Raw genomic sequence first — 24,195 nt, forward strand, 5'->3', positions numbered from 1 at the left:
ACGATACACTTTTTTTTCTTTACAAAGTAAAAACTACATAATAAAAATAAAATTATTTCTAAAATTCATAAACATGAAAAAAGAGTCATTATTATTTATGTGCTGTATTTTAGCTTCCCAGTACATATTTTCAAATCAACTAACAAAGTATTTTAATGGAGAATTAAACAATTTAACACCGAAGACAAATGTAAAATTAAAAATAGATGAATTCCAAAATATACTAATCAATAATATTCAATTAGATGAAAGCTATAAGTTTAAAATCGCTAAAGATTTTGTCGATAAATTTGGGTTCAGACATCAAGTCTATCAACAATATTATAATGATATAAAAATTAATAATGCAACATATCATGTTCACTCAAAAGAAGGTCTGTTTGTACGTGGAAATGGATATATTCATAATAATCAATTATTTAATGTTGGAGATACAATTGGTATTGCGAAAGCAATTATTAAAACATTCGATTCAATTCCAATGATTTCAAAAAATTATAATGAAATATTAAATTCAATTGCAGAAAGGAATATTAATGTTTTGCCAGAAATATATCCTATATCAGAGTCAAACTCAGTAATAGACTATAAGTATTGTTATAAAATTTCAGCAGGACAACCAGTTAATAAATCCTTTTATGTAGATGCAAATACTTCACAAATTATAAAGACAGAATCTACATTGATGTATTGTGGACCAGGTATCTTTGGTGAAGAGGAAGGATGTCATACTAATGCCAATGCCAAAACAGTCAGATATGGTGAGAAAGAAATTGTAACATGTTTTGATGATAATCTAAATGAATATCAATTACATGATTGTAAAAGGAATTATACTACAATTAATTCAAACTATTCTACAAGTTCAGCTGATTATACCAACTTTACAGATATAGACAATAATTGGAATCAATCTGGTGAAATGGAAAATGAATTAATGGATGCATATGCATTAGATGCACATTTCTTATTATCAAAAGCTGTGGACTTATTTGAAATTTATAATATACATGGATATGATAATTTACAAACACATTTTAATATTTTTATGCATCGATCCTACTATTTAGATCCAACTTTTTTTAATGCATATTGGGATACACAAGATAATGATATGTCTATCGGAGATGGAGATGGAGTAAATGCTAATAGTCTTTCTTCTATGGATATAATGGCACATGAATATACACATGGTGTAATGACCAATGCAATAGATATACCTATGAGTGGAACAGAACTACTTGCAATACATGAAGGATTAGCGGATATATATGCCATATTAAGCGCACATAACACAGAATTAGATAATAATTGGCAAGTTGGGGAAGATATATTTCTTGAAAGTTCTGCTTATAATTGTATTAGGAATATAGAAAACCCTTCAGATCCAACAGCTTTTAATACTGGACCAGATACATATTTGGGAAACTATTGGGACACTTATGTACCTCACCAAAAAAGTTTAATTCTTAGTCATTGGTTCTACTTATTAGTAAATGGAGGCTCAGGAACAAATGATTTTGGGAATGAATATAATATAGAAGGGACCTTTGATGAGATTGCTGCAGGTGCTTTCTTAATAAATACACTTATCAACCAAGGTATAGGTGGTAATACTTTAATAGATTTTAAAAATTCAATAATTGCAGAAGCAGTCAATGAATTTGGAAACTGCTCAGAAATGTATAAAAGAATAATTGCATGTCTTTATGCTGTAGGTTTATCAAATATCTCAGATGGTTTTTCTGCTGAATTACAAAATTTAACGCTACCTCAAAGTGCATGTACTTTGTCAGAATCTGAATCTATATCCTTTGAATTGAAAAATAATAGTTGTACAGAATTAAATGCTGGAACAATAATTCCAATTATTTTAAATATCAATAATAATGTTCAAAATGTTTCTTATACATTAACACAATCACTCAATTTTAATGAAACCGTAAGTATCATACTTAATGTGGATTTATCTCAAAATGGAAGGTATTTTATTAATATTTCTTTAGGCGATCCATTTACAACACCAACATTTAACAGCCAAATTATTGGATTTGTTAAAAATGTTAGAGAAATTACAGAACCTATAACGATAGATTTTGAAGGGATAGATATGAATTCAATATTGCCAGATCAAAGTGACTATTTTCTAATAAATAAAAATGTTATGTCAAATGGTTCAATTATTAATTCTGGATATTTAAGTGACAATGCATTAAAATTAGAAAGATTAGTATCAAATGGAACAAGTTATAATCAAAGCTGGAGTAATTATATTAGCCCAACATTTAATTATTCCTATATTTCATCAATAGACTTTTGTGTCGATAATACAAGTCAAAATCTAAATCTTAAAACAATGATTAAAAGTAGTTTTGTACCTGAAAACCAAACTACAGCAATATTTAAAGATAATACGTTGTTTTCAAGTTCATTAAATGCAACCAATGATGAGTGTAATAGTTATAGACAAGAAATAATAGATTTATCTTCAACATGGGGACAAGAGTATGGTCTTTCAATAAAACATAAATCTAATGTAAATTATACAGGTATTCTGATTGATAATATACAATTCTACAAACAATATAATACAGATTTAGAGCTAAATGTTTTAAATGTTCCTACAGGAGATATCATTAGTGGTACTTATCCAATCAATATTAGATTAAATAATATTGGACAAACGGATATAACAAGCTATATAGTTTATATGTCTATTAATTCTACAAATTACGAAATACCACTAACAAACCTAATTGGTGCAGAATCAAGCATTGATATAGAAGATATATTAAATATAATTGGTGTTAATTATAACTTTGAAACAGGACAAACTTATAATATTGAAATTGGAGTTGGAGTTGCAGGAGATCAAAATCTTATAAATAATTTATATAACCTTACAATTAATGTGCTTGATTGTAACCCATATGCTGGCACATATATTGTAGGCAATGTTCCTGATGCTACGTTTACAACTATTCAACAAGCAATTGATGCATTGGTAGCATGCAAAATAAATGGAGATGTACAGTTAATTATTGATGGAAATAATGGAGACTTTGAAGAACAAATCTTAATACCTTATATACCTAAGATAGGCAGTCAAACATACAAAGTAATTTTAAATGGAATAAATAATGCAAAGGTAATAAATAACCAAGTAACAGGTGGCAATAAAGCAACCATAAAAATATTATATTCAACAAATATAATAATAAAGAATTTAGAAATTGTACATAATTCTAATATTGATACAGGTGCGTGCGTACACATTACAAAGGGTTCTATAAATATATCAATTGATAGTTGCTCACTTAATAATAGTACGAATAACGAATACCAAACAGGATTGTTAATCGGCAGTTTTGATGATTATATTATTTATTCATTTAATTATAATAATGTATATTGTTCAGATTGTAATTTGAAGAACTCAACAGTAAATGTAGCTAATATAGGAGTGTATATTTCAAATGTAAATAATATTAGTTCACAAAATGCGAGTAGTGGCGTATTTAATTCAGAAATAACAGCAAAAAATATTGGCGTACATACAAAAAAAACAGTTAATGTAAAGATTGAAAAATCTACAATTACTGCAAGTGGAAAAGTTGTTATAGTTGAGGAGTGCTATGCATCAATAATTAATAGAAATATTTTAAAATCGAATTCAGCTACAGATGTATTGTATTATAAAAATACAACAGATTTTTTGGCATCCGTAATCTTTTTTATATTGAATATTTCTAATAACATAACAAATAATTTTATTATACACAAGTCAAATGATGTGTCATGTAATGGAATATCAATAGATAATAGTGATGGAATATTTATACATAACAATAGTATAAGTATGAATGGAGGAACATTTTCCAAAGCATATTACTCAAATTATGAAGATGGTGCAAGGGTCTCAATAAAAAATAATTCTTTTGCATGTTTTGGTCAAGCTTCTGTTAATAATTTAGCATTTGATGCACCATATATATACCCAAGTACAGTATATAAAATTAATAACAATAATCTTTTTGTTCAGTTTGGTGAAAACCTTTGTAAAATTAATAATACGTTATATAATTCAACAAATTTCAGAGAAAATCCACAAGGATATTTCTCAAATTCAATAAATAATAATCCAAGATATATAAATAACATAGAGAACCTAAGGATAGATTGTAAATCTCCATTAATAGATAAGTCAGAAATGCCACCAATTGGTCAAATATTTTTCATTCATCCTGGGAATGATATAGATGATAATTTTAGAAATACAGTAAGAGCAGATATTGGTGCATTTGAATATAGACACAATGGTCTTAAAGTGTATTTAGAAGGAACATACAAATCGCTTAATTATCAAAGCACACAATTGATGAATGCTGGACTATTACCAACACAACAACCTTTTTCAAATTTACCATATCTATATACTGAAAGTATAGAACATAGTATACATAATGATAGTATTGTAGATTGGGTGCTTATTGAAGCAAGACCTGAGAATAATCCTTGTTTTGTAAAAGATAGAACTGCCGCAATTCTATTAAACAATGGTTACATTGTTTCTCCTAATGGCAATTGTAATATTGAATTTACTAATTTGGAAGCAGGATATTATTATTTTGTCGTTCGTCATGCAAATCATCAAGATATAATGTCAAAAACTCTAATACAATATCCATTTAATGTTGAATATGATTTTACTTTAAAAAAAGATACTGCCTGTAATTCTAACCTAAAGTTTCTAAGCGAAAAAACCTATTGTATGTTTGCAGGAGACGCAAAACTAGATGGCGAAATTAATATTTTAGACAAAGAATTTATTGCAACAGAATTAGGAGCTTCAAATATTTATTCTTCTAAAGATATTAATTTAGATGGACAAATTACAGAAGAAGATATAGATATTATTGAAAATAATATTATCATCAATTCACAATCTTGTGATTTTACTCTAATCAATGAAACACAAAGTCTATGTGATCCTTGTTCTGATGAATATTTCAATCCTTCACAAATAAATTTTGAAATCTTATCAAGCAATTCTCCCTCAATAAATTATCAGCCAGAAGTAATAGAAACAATCTGTGGAGACCAAGATATTTATTACACAGTATATCCTAGTACAGATTTTCAGATAGTATCATATAATTATGAAACGCCATCAGGTGTTGGCATATCAACTCAAATCTACGAAAATATTAATTTTAAATATATTAGAGTAAATGAACCTGGAAACTATATACTTCATATATCCAACAAATACGGCTGTATTATTGATGTTCCAATTCATGTAAAATATTGCAGTGACATATGTGACAATAATTTTGATGATGATTTTGATGGATTAACAGAGTGTGATGATGATGAATGTTCTGATAATTTAAAACAATGTTGTATTATTGATCCACCTAATATTCCAATTTCATGTTCAAGTGTTAAAAATCTAGTCTGTGGATGTAACAATGTAACATATAAAAATCCATGTATTGCTTCTGCTTTTGTAAAAAACTTTACATATGGTAAATGTCCTAAATATTTTGAAATTAATACAGTCGATGATGTTGTATTCTGTCATAAACAGAAAGATGCAAAAGATGAAAAGAGATACATCTATAATATATTTTGGGATAATAAGTATGAGAAATATACTTCTAAGCTATCAATAAAACCATCAGACAAATATTGTAAACCAAATACTGCCAAAACTTATTCTACAACAATAAGCAATGCATCTAGTATAGTACAAACGTCAGACATCAATGCAGATAAAATTATTTTTGATTTATCAATAGCTGAAAATAATAGTAAAATATACAAAAATGTATATGCAAACTTATGTGTACCCTGTAGAGATTTTCAAAATGGTCAAACCGAAAGCATAAAGCCAAATACAAAATTAGCCAACTCAGAAGTAGAAGATTTTAATGAAAAAATAAAAATATATCCTAATCCTGCAAGTTCATATATTAATATAGATTTTGCCAACGATGAAATTATAAATAATATTAAAGAAATAGAAATATTAGACGTTAATGGTAGAAAAGTATTATCTGAGAATATAAAATCTATTAATAATATTATTTACACTAACAATATAGCAAATGGAATCTATATTATTAATGTAATAGATAAAGAAAATTTTAAATTATTTAACAAAAAAATAGTTGTAATAAATTAGAAATATAACTAACATATTATTTTTATTTATTTTCTAAATGTAAAATTTCTGTATTTTTAACAATAAATTATATTCAAAAAGAAAATTAATTTATATAATATAATATATATAAATGTATATGTTTTTTTTCTTAAGTTTTATACTTTAGAATTATTGTATTTCATACCGTAAATGAATTGTTTATGTGTTTCTCTTTATATTATAAATATTTTCTATATGGAGCATTGAAATAAAATTTAATCTAAAGCACTGTAATATAATAATCAAAATAAAATGTATCATTTTCATTATCTTTTTATTTTTAACTTGTTTTTTTAGTTTTATTAACTTAAATTTGTGTGGGGTAAATTTGTTAAAGAAAAAAACATCATTAGTGTCCGATAAAACTACGGAATATTTTTTTGATATTGATAATCAATATAAATGTGTGATAAAATTACAATAAAACAAAAGCAGGTTATCCTGAGAATAACTGGATTTGATTTTGGGTAGCAATGATGTAGTGTTTTTGTGGATTTTTGAGGAATGATTTTAGGTTTATATAGTTAAATAAGTGCGTTCTGATTAATGAACACAGATTAGCAAAAGCCCATTTTCTGTTTTCTACTTTTCGTTGAATAACGGTGATGAGTAGATTGTAAATAAGCGTACACCAAATTTGAATAATGATAGCATTTTCATTATCACCTAAAAAATAATTGAGTGGAAAGTTTTGTTTGAGTTGTTTGTGCAACAGCTCAATTTGCCATCGTTGCTTATAGATTGCTGCAATTTGTTGAGGTTGTAAATCGTAGATGTTGGTAATAAACTCATAGCATTTGTTGTGTTGTTCGCTCCAATAGGCAATTCTACGAAGTGGTAATTGTCGTACAATAGTGCCATTTTCTCGTATATCCAATTCTATTTGCTCATCTTTAAGTACCGCATCATCTGTACAATTATCTAAACTATATCCTTCTTTAGAGCTAAATTTTGCATTATCCTTAATACGTGTTACAAATGGTATTTGCTCGCTGTTAAACCGTTCAAAGAGTACATAATCAACATAACCTTTATCAAAACAATAGATGGTGTCGGTGTTGAACGAAATATGCAGGATAAAATTACTATCATGAACAGTAGCGTCTGTAAATTTCACTAAAGTTGGTAGATTATAATCTGCTCTAATTTGCAAATGCACTTTGATGCCTCCTTTACTTTTGCCGTTTATAGGTTTGCGTCCAACGCACTTTAAGATGTCTTTAAATAGAAAAATAGTAGTAGAATCAATAATGGACAGCTCTTTTCCAAAGCTTTCTCTAAATCGGCTGTCCGATAAAGTTGATTTATAAAAAGCCAACAAGTTGTAATAGATTTGTTCAAACACAACAGCATCTCTACGTTTATTAGCATCACTAAGCGTACTTTTCTTAGGTGGCTGTTTGAGTCTGATATGTTTGAGTTTGCCTTCTAAACCTAATAAATTAGTACAAACTTCACGAAGTGAAGTACTGTTGGAACCAACACAAAACAACATCGTGACTAAATGTTCTAATGTTGTAAATCGTTTGATGTACCTGTCGCTGTTATGCTTGTTAACAGATCTATCAATAATAGAATTAGGAATTAAAGAAATCAGCTGTCCGAGAACGGAATTACCAAAATTATGCGTACTTTTATTCATATAGTAAGTTGTGCAAAAACAAACTATATATTTTGAGCCATAATCCCAAAATTATGGCTCTCTTTTTTTATTTTTATCGGACAGTAGTGTTATTTTTAATATTTTTTTCACTTTTTTTAACTTAAAATTTGTTTTTATAAAACCAATTTACTATTTTTGCTGTCTATAAATGTGGAGAACTCTGTTTTTTACATTTATAAACAACTAACTAACTAAGAATAACTATACATACCTTTGAAAGGTTACTATAACATATCAAATAAGTGCATTCAACCATCGTGTTGGAATGCACTTTTTTATTGTATTTAAACGAAAAGAAATGGAAAACAAATTTTTGCACAACAGTCAAACAAATTCACTTTTCAATAGTGCATATCAAGCAACTAACAAATGCTTCAAACAAGCTGCAATTACTGAGGTTTCCACCCAATCTGATGTTTTAAAAACACATCCATGCTATCTAAAAGTCATCCAATGAAATATCCAAAGTCATCTATCCAACAAGCTCAAAACTTAACTGGATATTCCATCTGCACCGCTTCAAATAATAATAATCTTCAGATGAAAAATACTAAATTCACCTCTTTTGTGTTTGCATTATTAACAACTCTTTTGTTGTTTACTGGCAAATCTGCAATGGCTTCTCCTGGTAATAACATCTTTATCGATGCTTCTTTTCCAGGTGCGATTCCTACTGCCAATAAAATGCAGTTTTGCCAGCCAGATACGTTTAGAATGCAGGTAACCAACCTTACTTCTAATACCTTAACGGATGCACATTTGTATTTTAATCCTTTCTCCAGAAATCCAATTTCTGGTATAATAGATTCTACTTGGGTAAAGGCAAATACTGTAAAAGAATTCCGATTCAATTCAGTGGAAAGAAACATGCCCATCCCTGATTTTAATATAGCAACAAAAAACTTACCCTTATCGATAATTATCCCTGTTTCAGGTTTGCCTAAAAAAGCAAATAAAGAATTTGGGTTTAAATCATTACAATTAGCTATACAGCATAAATTTATTTCGGATATTAAGGTAGAATTGCTTAGCCCAAACGGAACATTGGTTTGGATTACAAACCGTAATGGTAAAGATGGGGGCAATTATATTGAAACGCGTTTTTCTCAAAATGGTTTTAAAGGACACATTACTCAGGGTAAAGCGCCCTTCTTGGGAGAATATATTCCTGATGGAGAGTTATCAAATTTTAATAACAATCAGAATCCTAATGGAAATTGGATTTTAAAGGTATACGACTTAAGACAAGGGGATTCAGGGGAATTTAAGAGTGTGTCTTTATTTTTTGGTTCTTCGCCTGCCGTAAAAGCCTTTTCGGCTTGTAGCTTTGATACACCTAAAGGATGTAAATGTTCAAAGAACAAAAATGAAGGATGGCTAATGCCGGATCTTCGTATTGTCGAAGAGTTCACATTGAATAATATAACTGAATTTTCGCCATCGGATGTGCGGAGTGGTAGAATTTTGTTTGGGGTAGAAACGGTCAACCTAGGTTTAGGTCCATTAGAAGTGGTCAGTGAAAATAAATGGTATTGCGATAGTATAGAGGTCAAGAATTCTCAACCTTGTCCAGATGGAAAATACGCCAAAACTAATTTAATTCAGGTTATTTATGGTTTAAAGAACGGCAAATGGCAAACCCAACGACACCAAGCGGGCACCATAGCTTACGATGAGCGTCCTGGTCATGAACACTTTCATGCAGATGAATTTGTTTCTTATGAATTGTTACAAAAGGTAGACAATGAAAGTGATGTGAATAAATGGAAACTAATCAGTACGGGTGTAAAGGCAAGTTTCTGTATTTGGGATTTGTCGTGTTGTAGGGACGATATTGCTAATTGTAAAATAGAAAAAGTGTATTCGGCAAAAAATATTCCTAATTACGGATTAGGAGGAAAATATAATGCATGCAATGAAGCCCTTCAAGGTCTTTCGGTTGGCGGCATAGACTATTATGGCGAAAATTATGAGGGACAAGATATAACATTGCCCAAAGGATTAAAGAATGGTACATATTATTTGCGGTTAAAAGTTGACCCTAATAATAATTACAAAGAAAGTAATGAAACTAACAATATTATTATCATTCCTATTCAACTTTCAAAACAAGAGAAATAATCTATTAAATTAAAATTTAGATTCTAAAATCATGAGAAAAATTATACAACTAAAAAGTAACAAGCAGCTTTTCAAGAAAAGTGGGCTATTGCTGATTGCATTGAGCCTTTCATTGCTCTCGTATTCTGTTACCAAAACTTCAACCGGTAATGGTAACTGGAATGTTGCTGGTACTTGGTCACCAAGTGGAGTTCCATCTCCAACAGACGATGTAATTATTAACCATGCAGTTGTACTAAATGTTACAATTGATATTGATCCAGGTGGAAGTGTAACTATTAACACAGGAGCCTCATTAATTGGTCCTTCATTTGGTATAGATTTTAATGGGTCAACATCAGGAGGAGCAGTTGCGCAATTAATAAACCATGGGACAATGGAGGTGGATAATATAATTGAGTCAACGGAATGTAGTTATTCCAAAATAGATAACTATGGGACATTAAATGTTGTAGGTTCAAACGGGACTACTGCAGTTTTTCTTTGGCGTTCAAAGGATACAGTGTATAACCATACAGGAGCAACAATGAATGTATTAAATGGAAAATATCACACATCCAATCAAGGATGGACTTCTTGTAATGGAGGTAATGGTAAACCCACTACTATTAATGAGGGTATAATGAATGTTTATGACATGCAATTTCATGCAGGAAGTTTATTCTTCAATTATTATTTAGTAAATGTGTCACCTAGTCCAGCACCAGGAATATGGATGAGTGCATGGGAATTCCATAATTATGGATGTATACTAGGTGGAGGAATTGAATTTAATGGTAAGTCGAATAATTCAGGGCATAATATTAGTATTCTTCATGATAATTCTAAGATATATTCGGAAATTTCTGTTGCATCTTCTTCTCAAACTTTGTCTGGGGTAGATGATGATAATAACAATAGCAATAATGCATGTGCGTATTCAACAGTTAATATTACCAATTCAGGAACAATTACTGGGGAGTTTAATTTGAATGACCCAGATGGAGCGGTACCGGGTACTGTAGGCCCCAATGTTACATTAGGCACAGGAAATTGTGGCGGACCAAGTTGTGCTGCACCAACATGTGCTATAGATACGATCAGAGATACGAATGTTATCTATACAACAGACACAATATGTGCTAGTATAGATAATGGTATGAGTAATATCAGAACAACGATAGTAGACTGTGCAGGAGCGATGAACAATAGTGGCAATGTATATACAGCGTTAACAGATGGTTGTATTGCGATTACAAGAAGTGGCGTAGTAGGTTACAACTTAGATACCTTATGTATCGTTAAGACAGATACTGTAACAGGCATCAGTGATACAACAGTAGCGATTATCAGTAATCTACCTAAGCGCGATACGATTAGAGATACGAATGTTATCATCACGACAGACACAGTATGTGTAGATGTAGAGTTAGGCATGAATGCCGACAGTATCTACATAGTAGACTGTGCAGGCGCGATGAACAACAGTGGTAATGTATACACAGTTATCCCAGGTACGCGTGTATCGTAGTAGATAGAAGCAATAAAGTAGGCTAAAACTTAGATACATTATGTGTAGTAACAGTAGATACAACGACAGGCATAACAGATACGACAGTAGTTATCATCAGTAATACACCGACACGTGATACGATCAGAGATACGAATGTTATCTATACAACAGACACAATATGTGCTAGCATAGATAATGGTATGAGTAATATCGTAACGACGATAGTAGACTGTGCAGGCGCGATGAACAACAGTGGTAATGTATACACAGCGTTAGCAGATGGCTGTATTGCTATTACAAGAAGTGGCGTAGTAGGCTACAACTTAGATACCTTATGTATCGTTAAGACAGATACTGTAACAGGCATCAGTGATACAACAGTAGCGATTATCAGTAATCTACCTAAGCGCGATACGATTAGAGATACGAATGTTATCATCACGACAGACACAGTATGTGTAGATGTAGAGTTAGGCATGAATGCCGACAGTATCTACATCGTAGACTGTGCAGGCGCGATGAACAACAGTGGTAATGTATACACAGTTATCCCAGGTACGACATGTATCGTAGTAGATAGAAGCAATAAAGTAGGCTATAACTTAGATACATTATGTGTAGTAACAGTAGATACAACGACAGGCATAACAGATACGACAGTAGTTATCATCAGTAATACACCGACACGTGATACGATCAGAGATACGAATGTTATCTATACAACAGACACAATATGTGCGAGCATAGATAATGGTATGAGTAATATCGTAACGACGATAGTAGACTGTGCAGGTGCGATGAACAACAGTGGTAATGTATACACAGCATTAGCAGATGGTTGTATTGCGATTACAAGAAGTGGCGTAGTAGGTTACAACTTAGATACCTTATGTATAGTTAAGACAGATACAGTAACAGGTATCAGTGATACAACAGTAGCAATTATCAGCAACTTACCGAAACGTGATACCATTAGAGATACAAATGTTATCATCACGACAGATACAGTATGTGTAGAAGTAGAGTTAGGCATGAATGCCGACAGTATCTACATCGTAGACTGTGCAGGTTCGATGAACAACAGTGGTAATGTATACACAGTAATACCAGGCACAACATGTATCGTAGTAGATAGAAGCAATAAAGTAGGCTATAACTTAGATACATTATGTGTAGTAACAGTAGATACAACGACAGGTATTACAGATACGACAGTAGTTATCATCAGTAATACACCGACAAGAGATACGATCAGAGATACGAATGTTATCTATACAACAGACACAATATGTGCTAGTATAGATAATGGTATGAGTAATATCAGAACAACGATAGTAGACTGTGCAGGAGCGATGAACAATAGTGGCAATGTATATACAGCGTTAACAGATGGTTGTATTGCGATTACAAGAAGTGGCGTAGTAGGTTACAACTTAGATACCTTATGTATCGTTAAGACAGATACTGTAACAGGCATCAGTGATACAACAGTAGCGATTATCAGTAATCTACCTAAGCGCGATACGATTAGAGATACGAATGTTATCATCACGACAGACACAGTATGTGTAGATGTAGAGTTAGGCATGAATGCCGACAGTATCTACATAGTAGACTGTGCAGGCGCGATGAACAACAGTGGTAATGTATACACAGTTATCCCAGGTACGACATGTATCGTAGTAGATAGAAGCAATAAAGTAGGCTATAACTTAGATACATTATGTGTAGTAACAGTAGATACAACGACAGGCATAACAGATACGACAGTAGTTATCATCAGTAATACACCGACACGTGATACGATCAGAGATACGAATGTTATCTATACAACAGACACAATATGTGCTAGCATAGATAATGGTATGAGTAATATCGTAACGACGATAGTAGACTGTGCAGGCGCGATGAACAACAGTGGTAATGTATACACAGCGTTAGCAGATGGCTGTATTGCTATTACAAGAAGTGGCGTAGTAGGCTACAACTTAGATACCTTATGTATCGTTAAGACAGATACTGTAACAGGCATCAGTGATACAACAGTAGCGATTATCAGTAATCTACCTAAGCGCGATACGATTAGAGATACGAATGTTATCATCACGACAGACACAGTATGTGTAGATGTAGAGTTAGGCATGAATGCCGACAGTATCTACATCGTAGACTGTGCAGGCGCGATGAACAACAGTGGTAATGTATACACAGTTATCCCAGGTACGACATATATCGTAGTAGATAGAAGCAATAAAGTAGGCTATAACTTAGATACATTATGTGTAGTAACAGTAGATACAACGACAGGCATAACAGATACGACAGTAGTTATCATCAGTAATACACCGACACGTGATACGATCAGAGATACGAATGTTATCTATACAACAGACACAATATGTGCTAGCATAGATAATGGTATGAGTAATATCGTAACGACGATAGTAGACTGTGCAGGCGCGATGAACAACAGTGGTAATGTATACACAGCGTTAGCAGATGGCTGTATTGCTATTACAAGAAGTGGCGTAGTAGGCTACAACTTAGATACCTTATGTATCGTTAAGACAGATACTGTAACAGGCATCAGTGATACAACAGTAGCGATTATCAGTAATCTACCTAAGCGCGATACGATTAGAGATACGAATGTTATCATCACGACAGACACAGTATGTGTAGATGTAGAGTTAGGCATGAATGCCGACAGTATCTACATAGTAGACTGTGCAGGTTCGATGAACAACAGTGGTAATGTATACACAGTTATCCCAGGTACGACATGTATCGTAGTAGATAGAAGCAATAAAGTAGGCTATAACTTAGATACATTATGTGTAGTAACAGTAGATACAACGACAGGCATAACAGATACGACAGTAGTTATCATCAGTAATACACCGACACGTGATACGATCAGAGATACGAATGTTATCTATACAACAGACACAATATGTGCTAGCATAGATAATGGTATGAGTAATATCGTAACGACGATAGTAGACTGTGCAGGCGCGATGAACAACAGTGGTAATGTATACACAGCGTTAGCAGATGGCTGTATTGCTATTACAAGAAGTGGCGTAGTAGGTTACAACTTAGATACCTTATGTATAGTTAAGACAGATACAGTAACAGGCATCAGTGATACAACAGTAGCAATTATCAGTAATCTACCTAAGCGCGATACGATTAGAGATACGAATGTTATCATCACGACAGATACAGTATGTGTAGATGTAGAGTTAGGCATGAATGCCGACAGTATCTACATCGTAGACTGTGCAGGAGCGATGAACAACAGTGGCAATGTATACACAGTTATCCCAGGTACGACATGTATCGTAGTAGATAGAAGCAATAAAGTAGGCTACAACTTAGATACTTTATGTGTAGTAACAGTAGATACAACGACAGGCATTACAGATACGACAGTAGTAATTATTAGTAATACACCGACAAGAGATACGATCAGAGATACGAATGTTATCTATACGACAGACACAATATGTGCGAGCATAGATAATGGTATGAGTAATATCGTAACGACGATAGTAGACTGTGCAGGTGCGATGAACAACAGTGGTAATGTATACACAGCATTAGCAGATGGTTGTATTGCGATTACAAGAAGTGGCGTAGTAGGTTACAACTTAGATACCTTATGTATCGTTAAGACAGATACCGTAACAGGCATCAGTGATACAACAGTAGCAATTATCAGTAACTTACCGAAACGTGATACTATTAGAGATACAAATGTTATCATTACGACAGATACAGTATGTGTAGATGTAGAGTTAGGCATGAATGCAGACAGTATCTACATAGTAGACTGTGCAGGTTCGATGAACAACAGTGGTAATGTATACACAGTTATCCCAGGTACGACATGTATCGTAGTAGATAGAAGCGATAAAGTAGGTTACAACTTAGATACATTATGTGTAGTAACAGTAGATACAACGACAGGTATTACAGATACGACAGTAGTAATTATTAGTAATACACCGACAAGAGATACTATCAGAGATACGAATGTTATCTATACGACAGACACAATATGTGCGAGCATAGATAATGGTATGAGTAATATCGTAACGACGATAGTAGACTGTGCAGGTGCGATGAACAACAGTGGTAATGTATACACAGCATTAGCAGATGGTTGTATTGCGATTACAAGAAGTGGCGTAGTAGGTTACAACTTAGATACCTTATGTATAGTTAAGACAGATACAGTAACAGGTATCAGTGATACAACAGTAGCAATTATCAGCAACTTACCGAAACGTGATACCATTAGAGATACAAATGTTATCATCACGACAGATACAGTATGTGTAGAAGTAGAGTTAGGCATGAATGCCGACAGTATCTACATCGTAGACTGTGCAGGTTCGATGAACAACAGTGGTAATGTATACACAGTAATACCAGGCACAACATGTATCGTAGTAGATAGAAGCAATAAAGTAGGCTATAACTTAGATACATTATGTGTAGTAACAGTAGATACAACGACAGGTATTACAGATACGACAGTAGTAATTATTAGTAATACACCGACAAGAGATACGATCAGAGATACGAATGTTATCTATACAACAGACACAATATGTGCTAGTATAGATAATGGTATGAGTAATATCAGAACAACGATAGTAGACTGTGCAGGAGCGATGAACAATAGTGGCAATGTATATACAGCGTTAACAGATGGTTGTATTGCGATTACAAGAAGTGGCGTAGTAGGTTACAACTTAGATACCTTATGTATCGTTAAGACAGATACTGTAACAGGCATCAGTGATACAACAGTAGCGATTATCAGTAATCTACCTAAGCGCGATACGATTAGAGATACGAATGTTATCATCACGACAGATACAGTATGTGTAGAAGTAGAGTTAGGCATGAATGCCGACAGTATCTACATCGTAGACTGTGCAGGTTCGATGAACAACAGTGGCAATGTATACACAGTAATACCAGGCACAACACTATCGTAGTAGATAGAAGCAATAAAGTAGGCTATAACTTAGATACATTATGTGTAGTAACAGTAGATACAACGACAGGTATTACAGATACGACAGTAGTAATTATTAGTAATACACCGACAAGAGATACGATCAGAGATACGAATGTTATCTATACAACAGACACAATATGTGCTAGCATAGATAATGGTATGAGTAATATCGTAACGACGATAGTAGACTGTGCAGGCGCAATGAACAACAGTGGCAATGTATACACAGCATTAGCAGATGGTTGTATTGCTATTACAAGAAGTGGCGTAGTAGGTTACAACTTAGATACCTTATGTATCGTTAAGACAGATACTGTAACAGGCATCAGTGATACAACAGTAGCGATTATCAGTAATCTACCTAAGCGCGATACGATTAGAGATACGAATGTTATCATCACGACAGATACAGTATGTGTAGATGTAGAGTTAGGCATGAATGCCGACAGTATCTACATCGTAGACTGTGCAGGTTCGATGAACAACAGTGGTAATGTATACACAGTAATACCAGGCACAACATGTATCGTAGTAGATAGAAGCAATAAAGTAGGCTATAACTTAGATACATTATGTGTAGTAACAGTAGATACAACGACAGGTATTACAGATACGACAGTAGTTATCATCAGTAATACACCGACAAGAGATACGATCAGAGATACGAATGTTATCTATACAACAGACACAATATGTGCTAGTATAGATAATGGTATGAGTAATATCAGAACAACGATAGTAGACTGTGCAGGAGCGATGAACAATAGTGGCAATGTATATACAGCGTTAACAGATGGTTGTATTGCGATTACAAGAAGTGGCGTAGTAGGTTACAACTTAGATACCTTATGTATCGTTAAGACAGATACTGTAACAGGCATCAGTGATACAACAGTAGCGATTATCAGTAATCTACCTAAGCGCGATACGATTAGAGATACGAATGTTATCATCACGACAGATACAGTATGTGTAGAAGTAGAGTTAGGCATGGATGCTGACAGTATCTACATCGTAGACTGTGCAGGCGCGATGAACAACAGTGGCAATGTATACACAGTTATCCCAGGCACGACATGTATCGTAGTAGATAGAAGCGATAAAGTAGGCTATAACTTAGATACATTATGTGTAGTAACAGTAGATACAACTACAGGTATTACAGATACAACAGTAGTAATCATTAGTAATACACCGACACGTGATACGATCAGAGATACGAATATTATCTATACGACAGACACAATATGTGCTAGCATAGATAATGGTATGAGTAATATCGTAACGACGATAGTAGACTGTGCAGGCGCGATGAACAACAGTGGTAATGTATACACAGCGTTAGCAGATGGCTGTATTGCTATTACAAGAAGTGGCGTAGTAGGCTACAACTTAGATACCTTATGTATCGTTAAGACAGATACTGTAACAGGCATCAGTGATACAACAGTAGCGATTATCAGTAATCTACCTAAGCGCGATACGATTAGAGATACGAATGTTATCATCACGACAGACACAGTATGTGTAGATGTAGAGTTAGGCATGAATGCCGACAGTATCTACATCGTAGACTGTGCAGGCGCGATGAACAACAGTGGTAATGTATACACAGTTATCCCAGGTACGACATGTATCGTAGTAGATAGAAGCAATAAAGTAGGCTATAACTTAGATACATTATGTGTAGTAACAGTAGATACAACGACAGGCATAACAGATACGACAGTAGTAATTATTAGTAATACACCGACACGTGATACGATCAGAGATACGAATGTTATCTATACAACAGACACAATATGTGCTAGCATAGATAATGGTATGAGTAATATCGTAACGACGATAGTAGACTGTGCAGGCGCGATGAACAACAGTGGTAATGTATACACAGCGTTAGCAGATGGCTGTATTGCTATTACAAGAAGTGGCGTAGTAGGCTACAACTTAGATACCTTATGTATCGTTAAGACAGATACTGTAACAGGCATCAGTGATACAACAGTAGCGATTATCAGTAATCTACCTAAGCGCGATACGATTAGAGATACGAATGTTATCATCACGACAGACACAGTATGTGTAGATGTAGAGTTAGGCATGAATGCCGACAGTATCTACATAGTAGACTGTGCAGGTTCGATGAACAACAGTGGTAATGTATACACAGTTATCCCAGGTACGGCATGTATCGTAGTAGATAGAAGCAATAAAGTAGGCTATAACTTAGATACATTATGTGTAGTAACAGTAGATACAACGACAGGCATAACAGATACGACAGTAGTTATCATTAGTAATACACCGACACGTGATACGATCAGAGATACGAATGTTATCTATACAACAGACACAATATGTGCTAGCATAGATAATGGTATGAGTAATATCGTAACGACGATAGTAGACTGTGCAGGCGCGATGAACAACAGTGGTAATGTATACACAGCGTTAGCAGATGGCTGTATTGCTATTACAAGAAGTGGCGTAGTAGGCTACAACTTAGATACCTTATGTATCGTTAAGACAGATACTGTAACAGGCATCAGTGATACAACAGTAGCGATTATCAGTAATCTACCTAAGCGCGATACGATTAGAGATACGAATGTTATCATCACGACAGATACAGTATGTGTAGATGTAGAGTTAGGCATGAATGCCGACAGTATCTACATCGTAGACTGTGCAGGCGCGATGAACAACAGTGGTAATGTATACACAGTTATCCCAGGTACGACATGTATCGTAGTAGATAGAAGCAATAAAGTAGGCTATAACTTAGATACATTATGTGTAGTAACAGTAGATACAACGACAGGTATTACAGATACGACAGTAGTAATTATTAGTAATACACCGACAAGAGATACGATCAGAGATACGAATGTTATCTATACAACAGACACAATATGTGCTAGCATAGATAATGGTATGAGTAATATCGTAACGACGATAGTAGACTGTGCAGGAGCAATGAACAACAGTGGCAATGTATACACAGCATTAGCAGATGGTTGTATTGCTATTACAAGAAGTGGCGTAGTAGGTTACAACTTAGATACCTTATGTATCGTTAAGACAGATACTGTAACAGGCATCAGTGATACAACAGTAGCGATTATCAGTAATCTACCTAAGCGCGATACGATTAGAGATACGAATGTTATCATCACGACAGATACAGTATGTGTAGATGTAGAGTTAGGCATGAATGCAGACAGTATCTACATAGTAGACTGTGCAGGTTCGATGAACAACAGTGGTAATGTATACACAGTTATCCCAGGTACGACATGTATCGTAGTAGATAGAAGCGATAAAGTAGGTTACAACTTAGATACATTATGTGTAGTAACAGTAGATACAACGACAGGTATTACAGATACGACAGTAGTAATTATTAGTAATACACCGACAAGAGATACTATCAGAGATACGAATGTTATCTATACGACAGACACAATATGTGCGAGCATAGATAATGGTATGAGTAATATCGTAACGACGATAGTAGACTGTGCAGGTGCGATGAACAACAGTGGTAATGTATACACAGCGTTAGCAGATGGTTGTATTGCGATTACAAGAAGTGGCGTAGTAGGTTACAACTTAGATACCTTATGTATAGTTAAGACAGATACAGTAACAGGTATCAGTGATACAACAGTAGCAATTATCAGCAACTTACCGAAACGTGATACCATTAGAGATACAAATGTTATCATCACGACAGATACAGTATGTGTAGAAGTAGAGTTAGGCATGAATGCCGACAGTATCTACATCGTAGACTGTGCAGGTTCGATGAACAACAGTGGTAATGTATACACAGTAATACCAGGCACAAACATGTATCGTAGTAGATAGAAGCAATAAAGTAGGCTATAACTTAGATACATTATGTGTAGTAACAGTAGATACAACGACAGGTATTACAGATACGACAGTAGTAATTATTAGTAATACACCGACAAGAGATACGATCAGAGATACGAATGTTATCTATACAACAGACACAATATGTGCTAGTATAGATAATGGTATGAGTAATATCAGAACAACGATAGTAGACTGTGCAGGAGCGATGAACAATAGTGGCAATGTATATACAGCGTTAACAGATGGTTGTATTGCGATTACAAGAAGTGGCGTAGTAGGTTACAACTTAGATACCTTATGTATCGTTAAGACAGATACTGTAACAGGCATCAGTGATACAACAGTAGCGATTATCAGTAATCTACCTAAGCGCGATACGATTAGAGATACGAATGTTATCATCACGACAGATACAGTATGTGTAGAAGTAGAGTTAGGCATGAATGCCGACAGTATCTACATCGTAGACTGTGCAGGTTCGATGAACAACAGTGGCAATGTATACACAGTAATACCAGGCACAACATGTATCGTAGTAGATAGAAGCAATAAAGTAGGCTATAACTTAGATACATTATGTGTAGTAACAGTAGATACAACGACAGGTATTACAGATACGACAGTAGTAATTATTAGTAATACACCGACAAGAGATACGATCAGAGATACGAATGTTATCTATACAACAGACACAATATGTGCTAGCATAGATAATGGTATGAGTAATATCGTAACGACGATAGTAGACTGTGCAGGCGCAATGAACAACAGTGGCAATGTATACACAGCATTAGCAGATGGTTGTATTGCTATTACAAGAAGTGGCGTAGTAGGTTACAACTTAGATACCTTATGTATCGTTAAGACAGATACTGTAACAGGCATCAGTGATACAACAGTAGCGATTATCAGTAATCTACCTAAGCGCGATACGATTAGAGATACGAATGTTATCATCACGACAGATACAGTATGTGTAGATGTAGAGTTAGGCATGAATGCCGACAGTATCTACATCGTAGAGGGTGCAGGTTCGATGGACAACAGTGGTAATGTAGACACAGTAGGACCAGGCACAACGTGTATGGTAGTAGAGAGAAGCAGGAAAGTAGGCTAGAACTGAGATACATTATGTGTAGTAACAGTAGATGCAACGACAGGTATTACAGATACAACAGTAGTAATCATTAGTAATACACCAAGCAGAGATACGATCAGAGATACGAATGTTATCTATACAACAGACACAATATGTGCGAGCATAGATAATGGTATGAGTAATATAGTAACGACGATAGTAGACTGTGCAGGTTCGATGAACAACAGTGGCAATGTATACACAGCATTAGAAGATGGCTGTATTGCGATTACAAGAAGTGGCGTAGTAGGCTACAACTTAGATACCTTATGTATCGTTAAGACAGATACAACGACAGGCATCAGTGATACAACAGTAGCGATTATCTCTAACTTACCAAACTGTAAAGATATCATTAGAGATACAGTATTACCATGTAGAGGAGAAGAGGAAGTAGCTTATTGTTTACCATTAGATATGAAAACATTACAACAATACCATATTTACATAGATGGTACAAAACAAGCAATGGCATTTAGTTCATTAAGTGGTTGTGGTGAAGAGGAAGTAGCTGGTGGTTATAGCTTTAATGCTAATCAATACCTAGATGGTGTAGGGCATATATTAGAGCGTTGGGGTATAGATAGTAATAGAACTTTATCACCAAATATCAGCTTTACAACATTAGAAGAGTTAGTAGTGTATATGAATAGTGTAGATGCTCAAGGCATGTGGTATGCAGAAGATATGATAATCAAAGCAGGTAATCCAAGCAGATTGTATAATACAGGAATAGGACTACAAATCTTTGCATTAGATCCAAGAGTTGGAACATTCATAAATGAATACAATAGCTATGTTACCTATACAGGAAGTAAATTAATGCTTGATAGAGGTTGTCATATGGTTGTGTTAGAAGATACAATAACAGGCTGTGTAGACAGTGCTCTAATTTGTGTAGAATGTGTAGAATGTGATAGCATAATAGAAGAGACTTATGTTGAAGTGCCTTGTGTAAATGGAGAAGGTCAATACTGTTTACCAATTGCATTTGTAGATTTAACAAACTACAATGTTTATATTGATGAGACAAGATTGAATACATTTGATATGAGTGGCTGTGATTATGATACAACAGCAGGGTATGACTTCAGTACACATATCTTATCAGGAGGTTATAACAATGGTGTATTACACAGATTAGATAGTGTTAGAATAAATGGAGTAAAATATGGTGCATTTAGCTATACATCTTACACTGAGTTAGTAGCTTACTTAAATAGCATAGATCCATTAGGAGCATGGGTAGTAGATGGAGATAGAGTAGCAGGTGGTCGCCGAGGAGGCATATATGGCGATATGCGTATCTTAAGTACAAATACAGGTGTAAGACATACGGTAGGATACAATATCAATGAATTACCTAAAGGTAGTGAGGTTATCATTCCATCAGGCTGTCATTGGGTAGTAGTAGAGGGCAAGGAGAGTGGCTGTAGAGATAGTGTTCGAGTATGTGTAGTAGGCTGTACAGTTAAAGATACGATCAGAGACACGACATGTTATAACTGTCCAGTACCAGTATGTGTAGACACAACAGAGTTACCAGGTACAGTAATTAGTATTACAACATGTGATACGGATAACAAAGTAACGATAGATGGCTTGAATCCATGTATAACATACACACCATCAAAAGGACAAACAGGTAATGATACGACATGTATAGTAGTATGTGATGACAAAGGCTACTGCGATACAACGATTATCATCATTACTGTAGAGACACCAAGAGACACGATAAGAGATAGCTTACCAGTGAATAGCGTAGATAGTATTTGTGATTTCTTACAACCACGAGGAACAGACATCACAGTAACGAGCTGTGCAGGTCAGACCTCAGGAACAGGAAATTACATCACATGGACTATCAACGAGCAAGGTTGCTTAGTATACACAGCAGGTAAAGTAAAAGGTACAGATACCTTATGTATTATGAGCTGCATTACAGGCACAGATACATGTATAGAGACTACAGTTTATGTAACCGTAACAGGTATACCACCGATAGCAATTAATAATGACACAACAACGAAAGTTAATGTACCAGTAGTTATAAATGTTATAGGCAATGATATCCAGACAGACAGTGATCCATTACAATTATGTGATGATGCTATAGTTACATACCCAGTAAATGGAACATTAAGTAATATCAATACACCATCAGGAAATGTGACTTATACACCAAATACAGACTTTACAGGAGTAGACAGCTTCCAATATGTGATATGTGATCCAGATGGTAATGATACAGCATGGGCATATGTAAGAATAGTAAGAGAAAATGAGTGTGAGTTGTATGATGCTTTCTCACCGAATGGCGATGGAGTAAATGATTACTATACGATACCATGTCCAAGTTCAAGTGCGATAGTATTCTGTGTGTACAACAGATGGGGCATAGAGGTTTACAGAAATGAGGATTACCGAGGCGAGTGGGATGGTAGATACAAAGGTGCACCACTTCCAGATGGTACATACTACTATGTTATCAAGTATATAAACAGTGCAGGAGATGATATTAATAAAGCAGGGTTTATCGTTATACATAGATAAGATGATATAAAGAGATGGTGGTAGTCAAACATTGCTACCACCTTATCTCCGAAAAGGAATAAAAAGGTAAACACAGATTCAGCTCAAAAAAGATAAATAA

At 34.1% G+C, this 24,195-nt stretch carries 8 protein-coding genes; 7 read left to right on the top strand and 1 reads right to left on the bottom strand.

What is annotated here, in order from left to right; translation table 11 throughout:
* The first annotated feature begins 73 nt into the window (after positions 1 to 73).
* On the top strand, positions 74 to 6,187 hold the full coding sequence (locus IPK18_11275; protein QQR97438.1) for a M4 family metallopeptidase: 6,114 nt from the start codon (positions 74 to 76) through the stop codon (positions 6,185 to 6,187).
* A gap of 457 nt (positions 6,188 to 6,644) precedes the next feature.
* Here IPK18_11275 and IPK18_11280 read toward each other — a convergent pair whose 3' ends face one another.
* Complete coding sequence (locus IPK18_11280; protein ID QQR97439.1) at positions 6,645 to 7,850, bottom strand: IS4 family transposase; 1,206 nt, start codon at positions 7,848 to 7,850, stop codon at positions 6,645 to 6,647.
* Positions 7,851 to 8,324: 474 nt separating this feature from the next.
* Between IPK18_11280 and IPK18_11285 the strand changes: the two genes are divergently transcribed.
* The 6 genes from IPK18_11285 (at position 8,325) to IPK18_11310 (ending at position 24,095) form a co-directional block, all read left to right on the top strand.
* On the top strand, positions 8,325 to 9,992 hold the full coding sequence (locus IPK18_11285) for a proprotein convertase P-domain-containing protein (GenBank protein QQR97440.1): 1,668 nt from the start codon (positions 8,325 to 8,327) through the stop codon (positions 9,990 to 9,992).
* Positions 9,993 to 10,023: 31 nt separating this feature from the next.
* Positions 10,024 to 11,502 (top strand): hypothetical protein, encoded by a 1,479-nt coding sequence (locus tag IPK18_11290; protein ID QQR97441.1) that lies wholly within the window; start codon positions 10,024 to 10,026, stop codon positions 11,500 to 11,502.
* A gap of 182 nt (positions 11,503 to 11,684) precedes the next feature.
* Positions 11,685 to 16,496 carry a hypothetical protein gene (locus tag IPK18_11295; GenBank protein ID QQR97442.1) on the top strand — a complete coding sequence of 1,604 codons (4,812 nt, stop codon included), beginning with the start codon at positions 11,685 to 11,687 and terminating at the stop codon, positions 16,494 to 16,496.
* Positions 16,379 to 20,389: a hypothetical protein gene (locus tag IPK18_11300; protein ID QQR97443.1), complete on the top strand. Its 4,011-nt coding sequence runs from the start codon at positions 16,379 to 16,381 to the stop codon at positions 20,387 to 20,389. The genes IPK18_11295 and IPK18_11300 overlap by 118 nt, the downstream gene beginning before the upstream one ends.
* Before the next feature lie 175 nt (positions 20,390 to 20,564).
* Complete coding sequence (locus IPK18_11305; GenBank protein QQR97444.1) at positions 20,565 to 21,518, top strand: hypothetical protein; 954 nt, start codon at positions 20,565 to 20,567, stop codon at positions 21,516 to 21,518.
* Positions 21,519 to 21,674: 156 nt separating this feature from the next.
* On the top strand, positions 21,675 to 24,095 hold the full coding sequence (locus IPK18_11310; GenBank protein ID QQR97445.1) for a gliding motility-associated C-terminal domain-containing protein: 2,421 nt from the start codon (positions 21,675 to 21,677) through the stop codon (positions 24,093 to 24,095).
* The last annotated feature ends 100 nt before the right edge of the window (positions 24,096 to 24,195 follow it).

The organism is Sphingobacteriales bacterium, assembly GCA_016699615.1.
In the GTDB taxonomy this organism is placed as follows: domain Bacteria; phylum Bacteroidota; class Bacteroidia; order Chitinophagales; family JADIYW01; genus JADJSS01.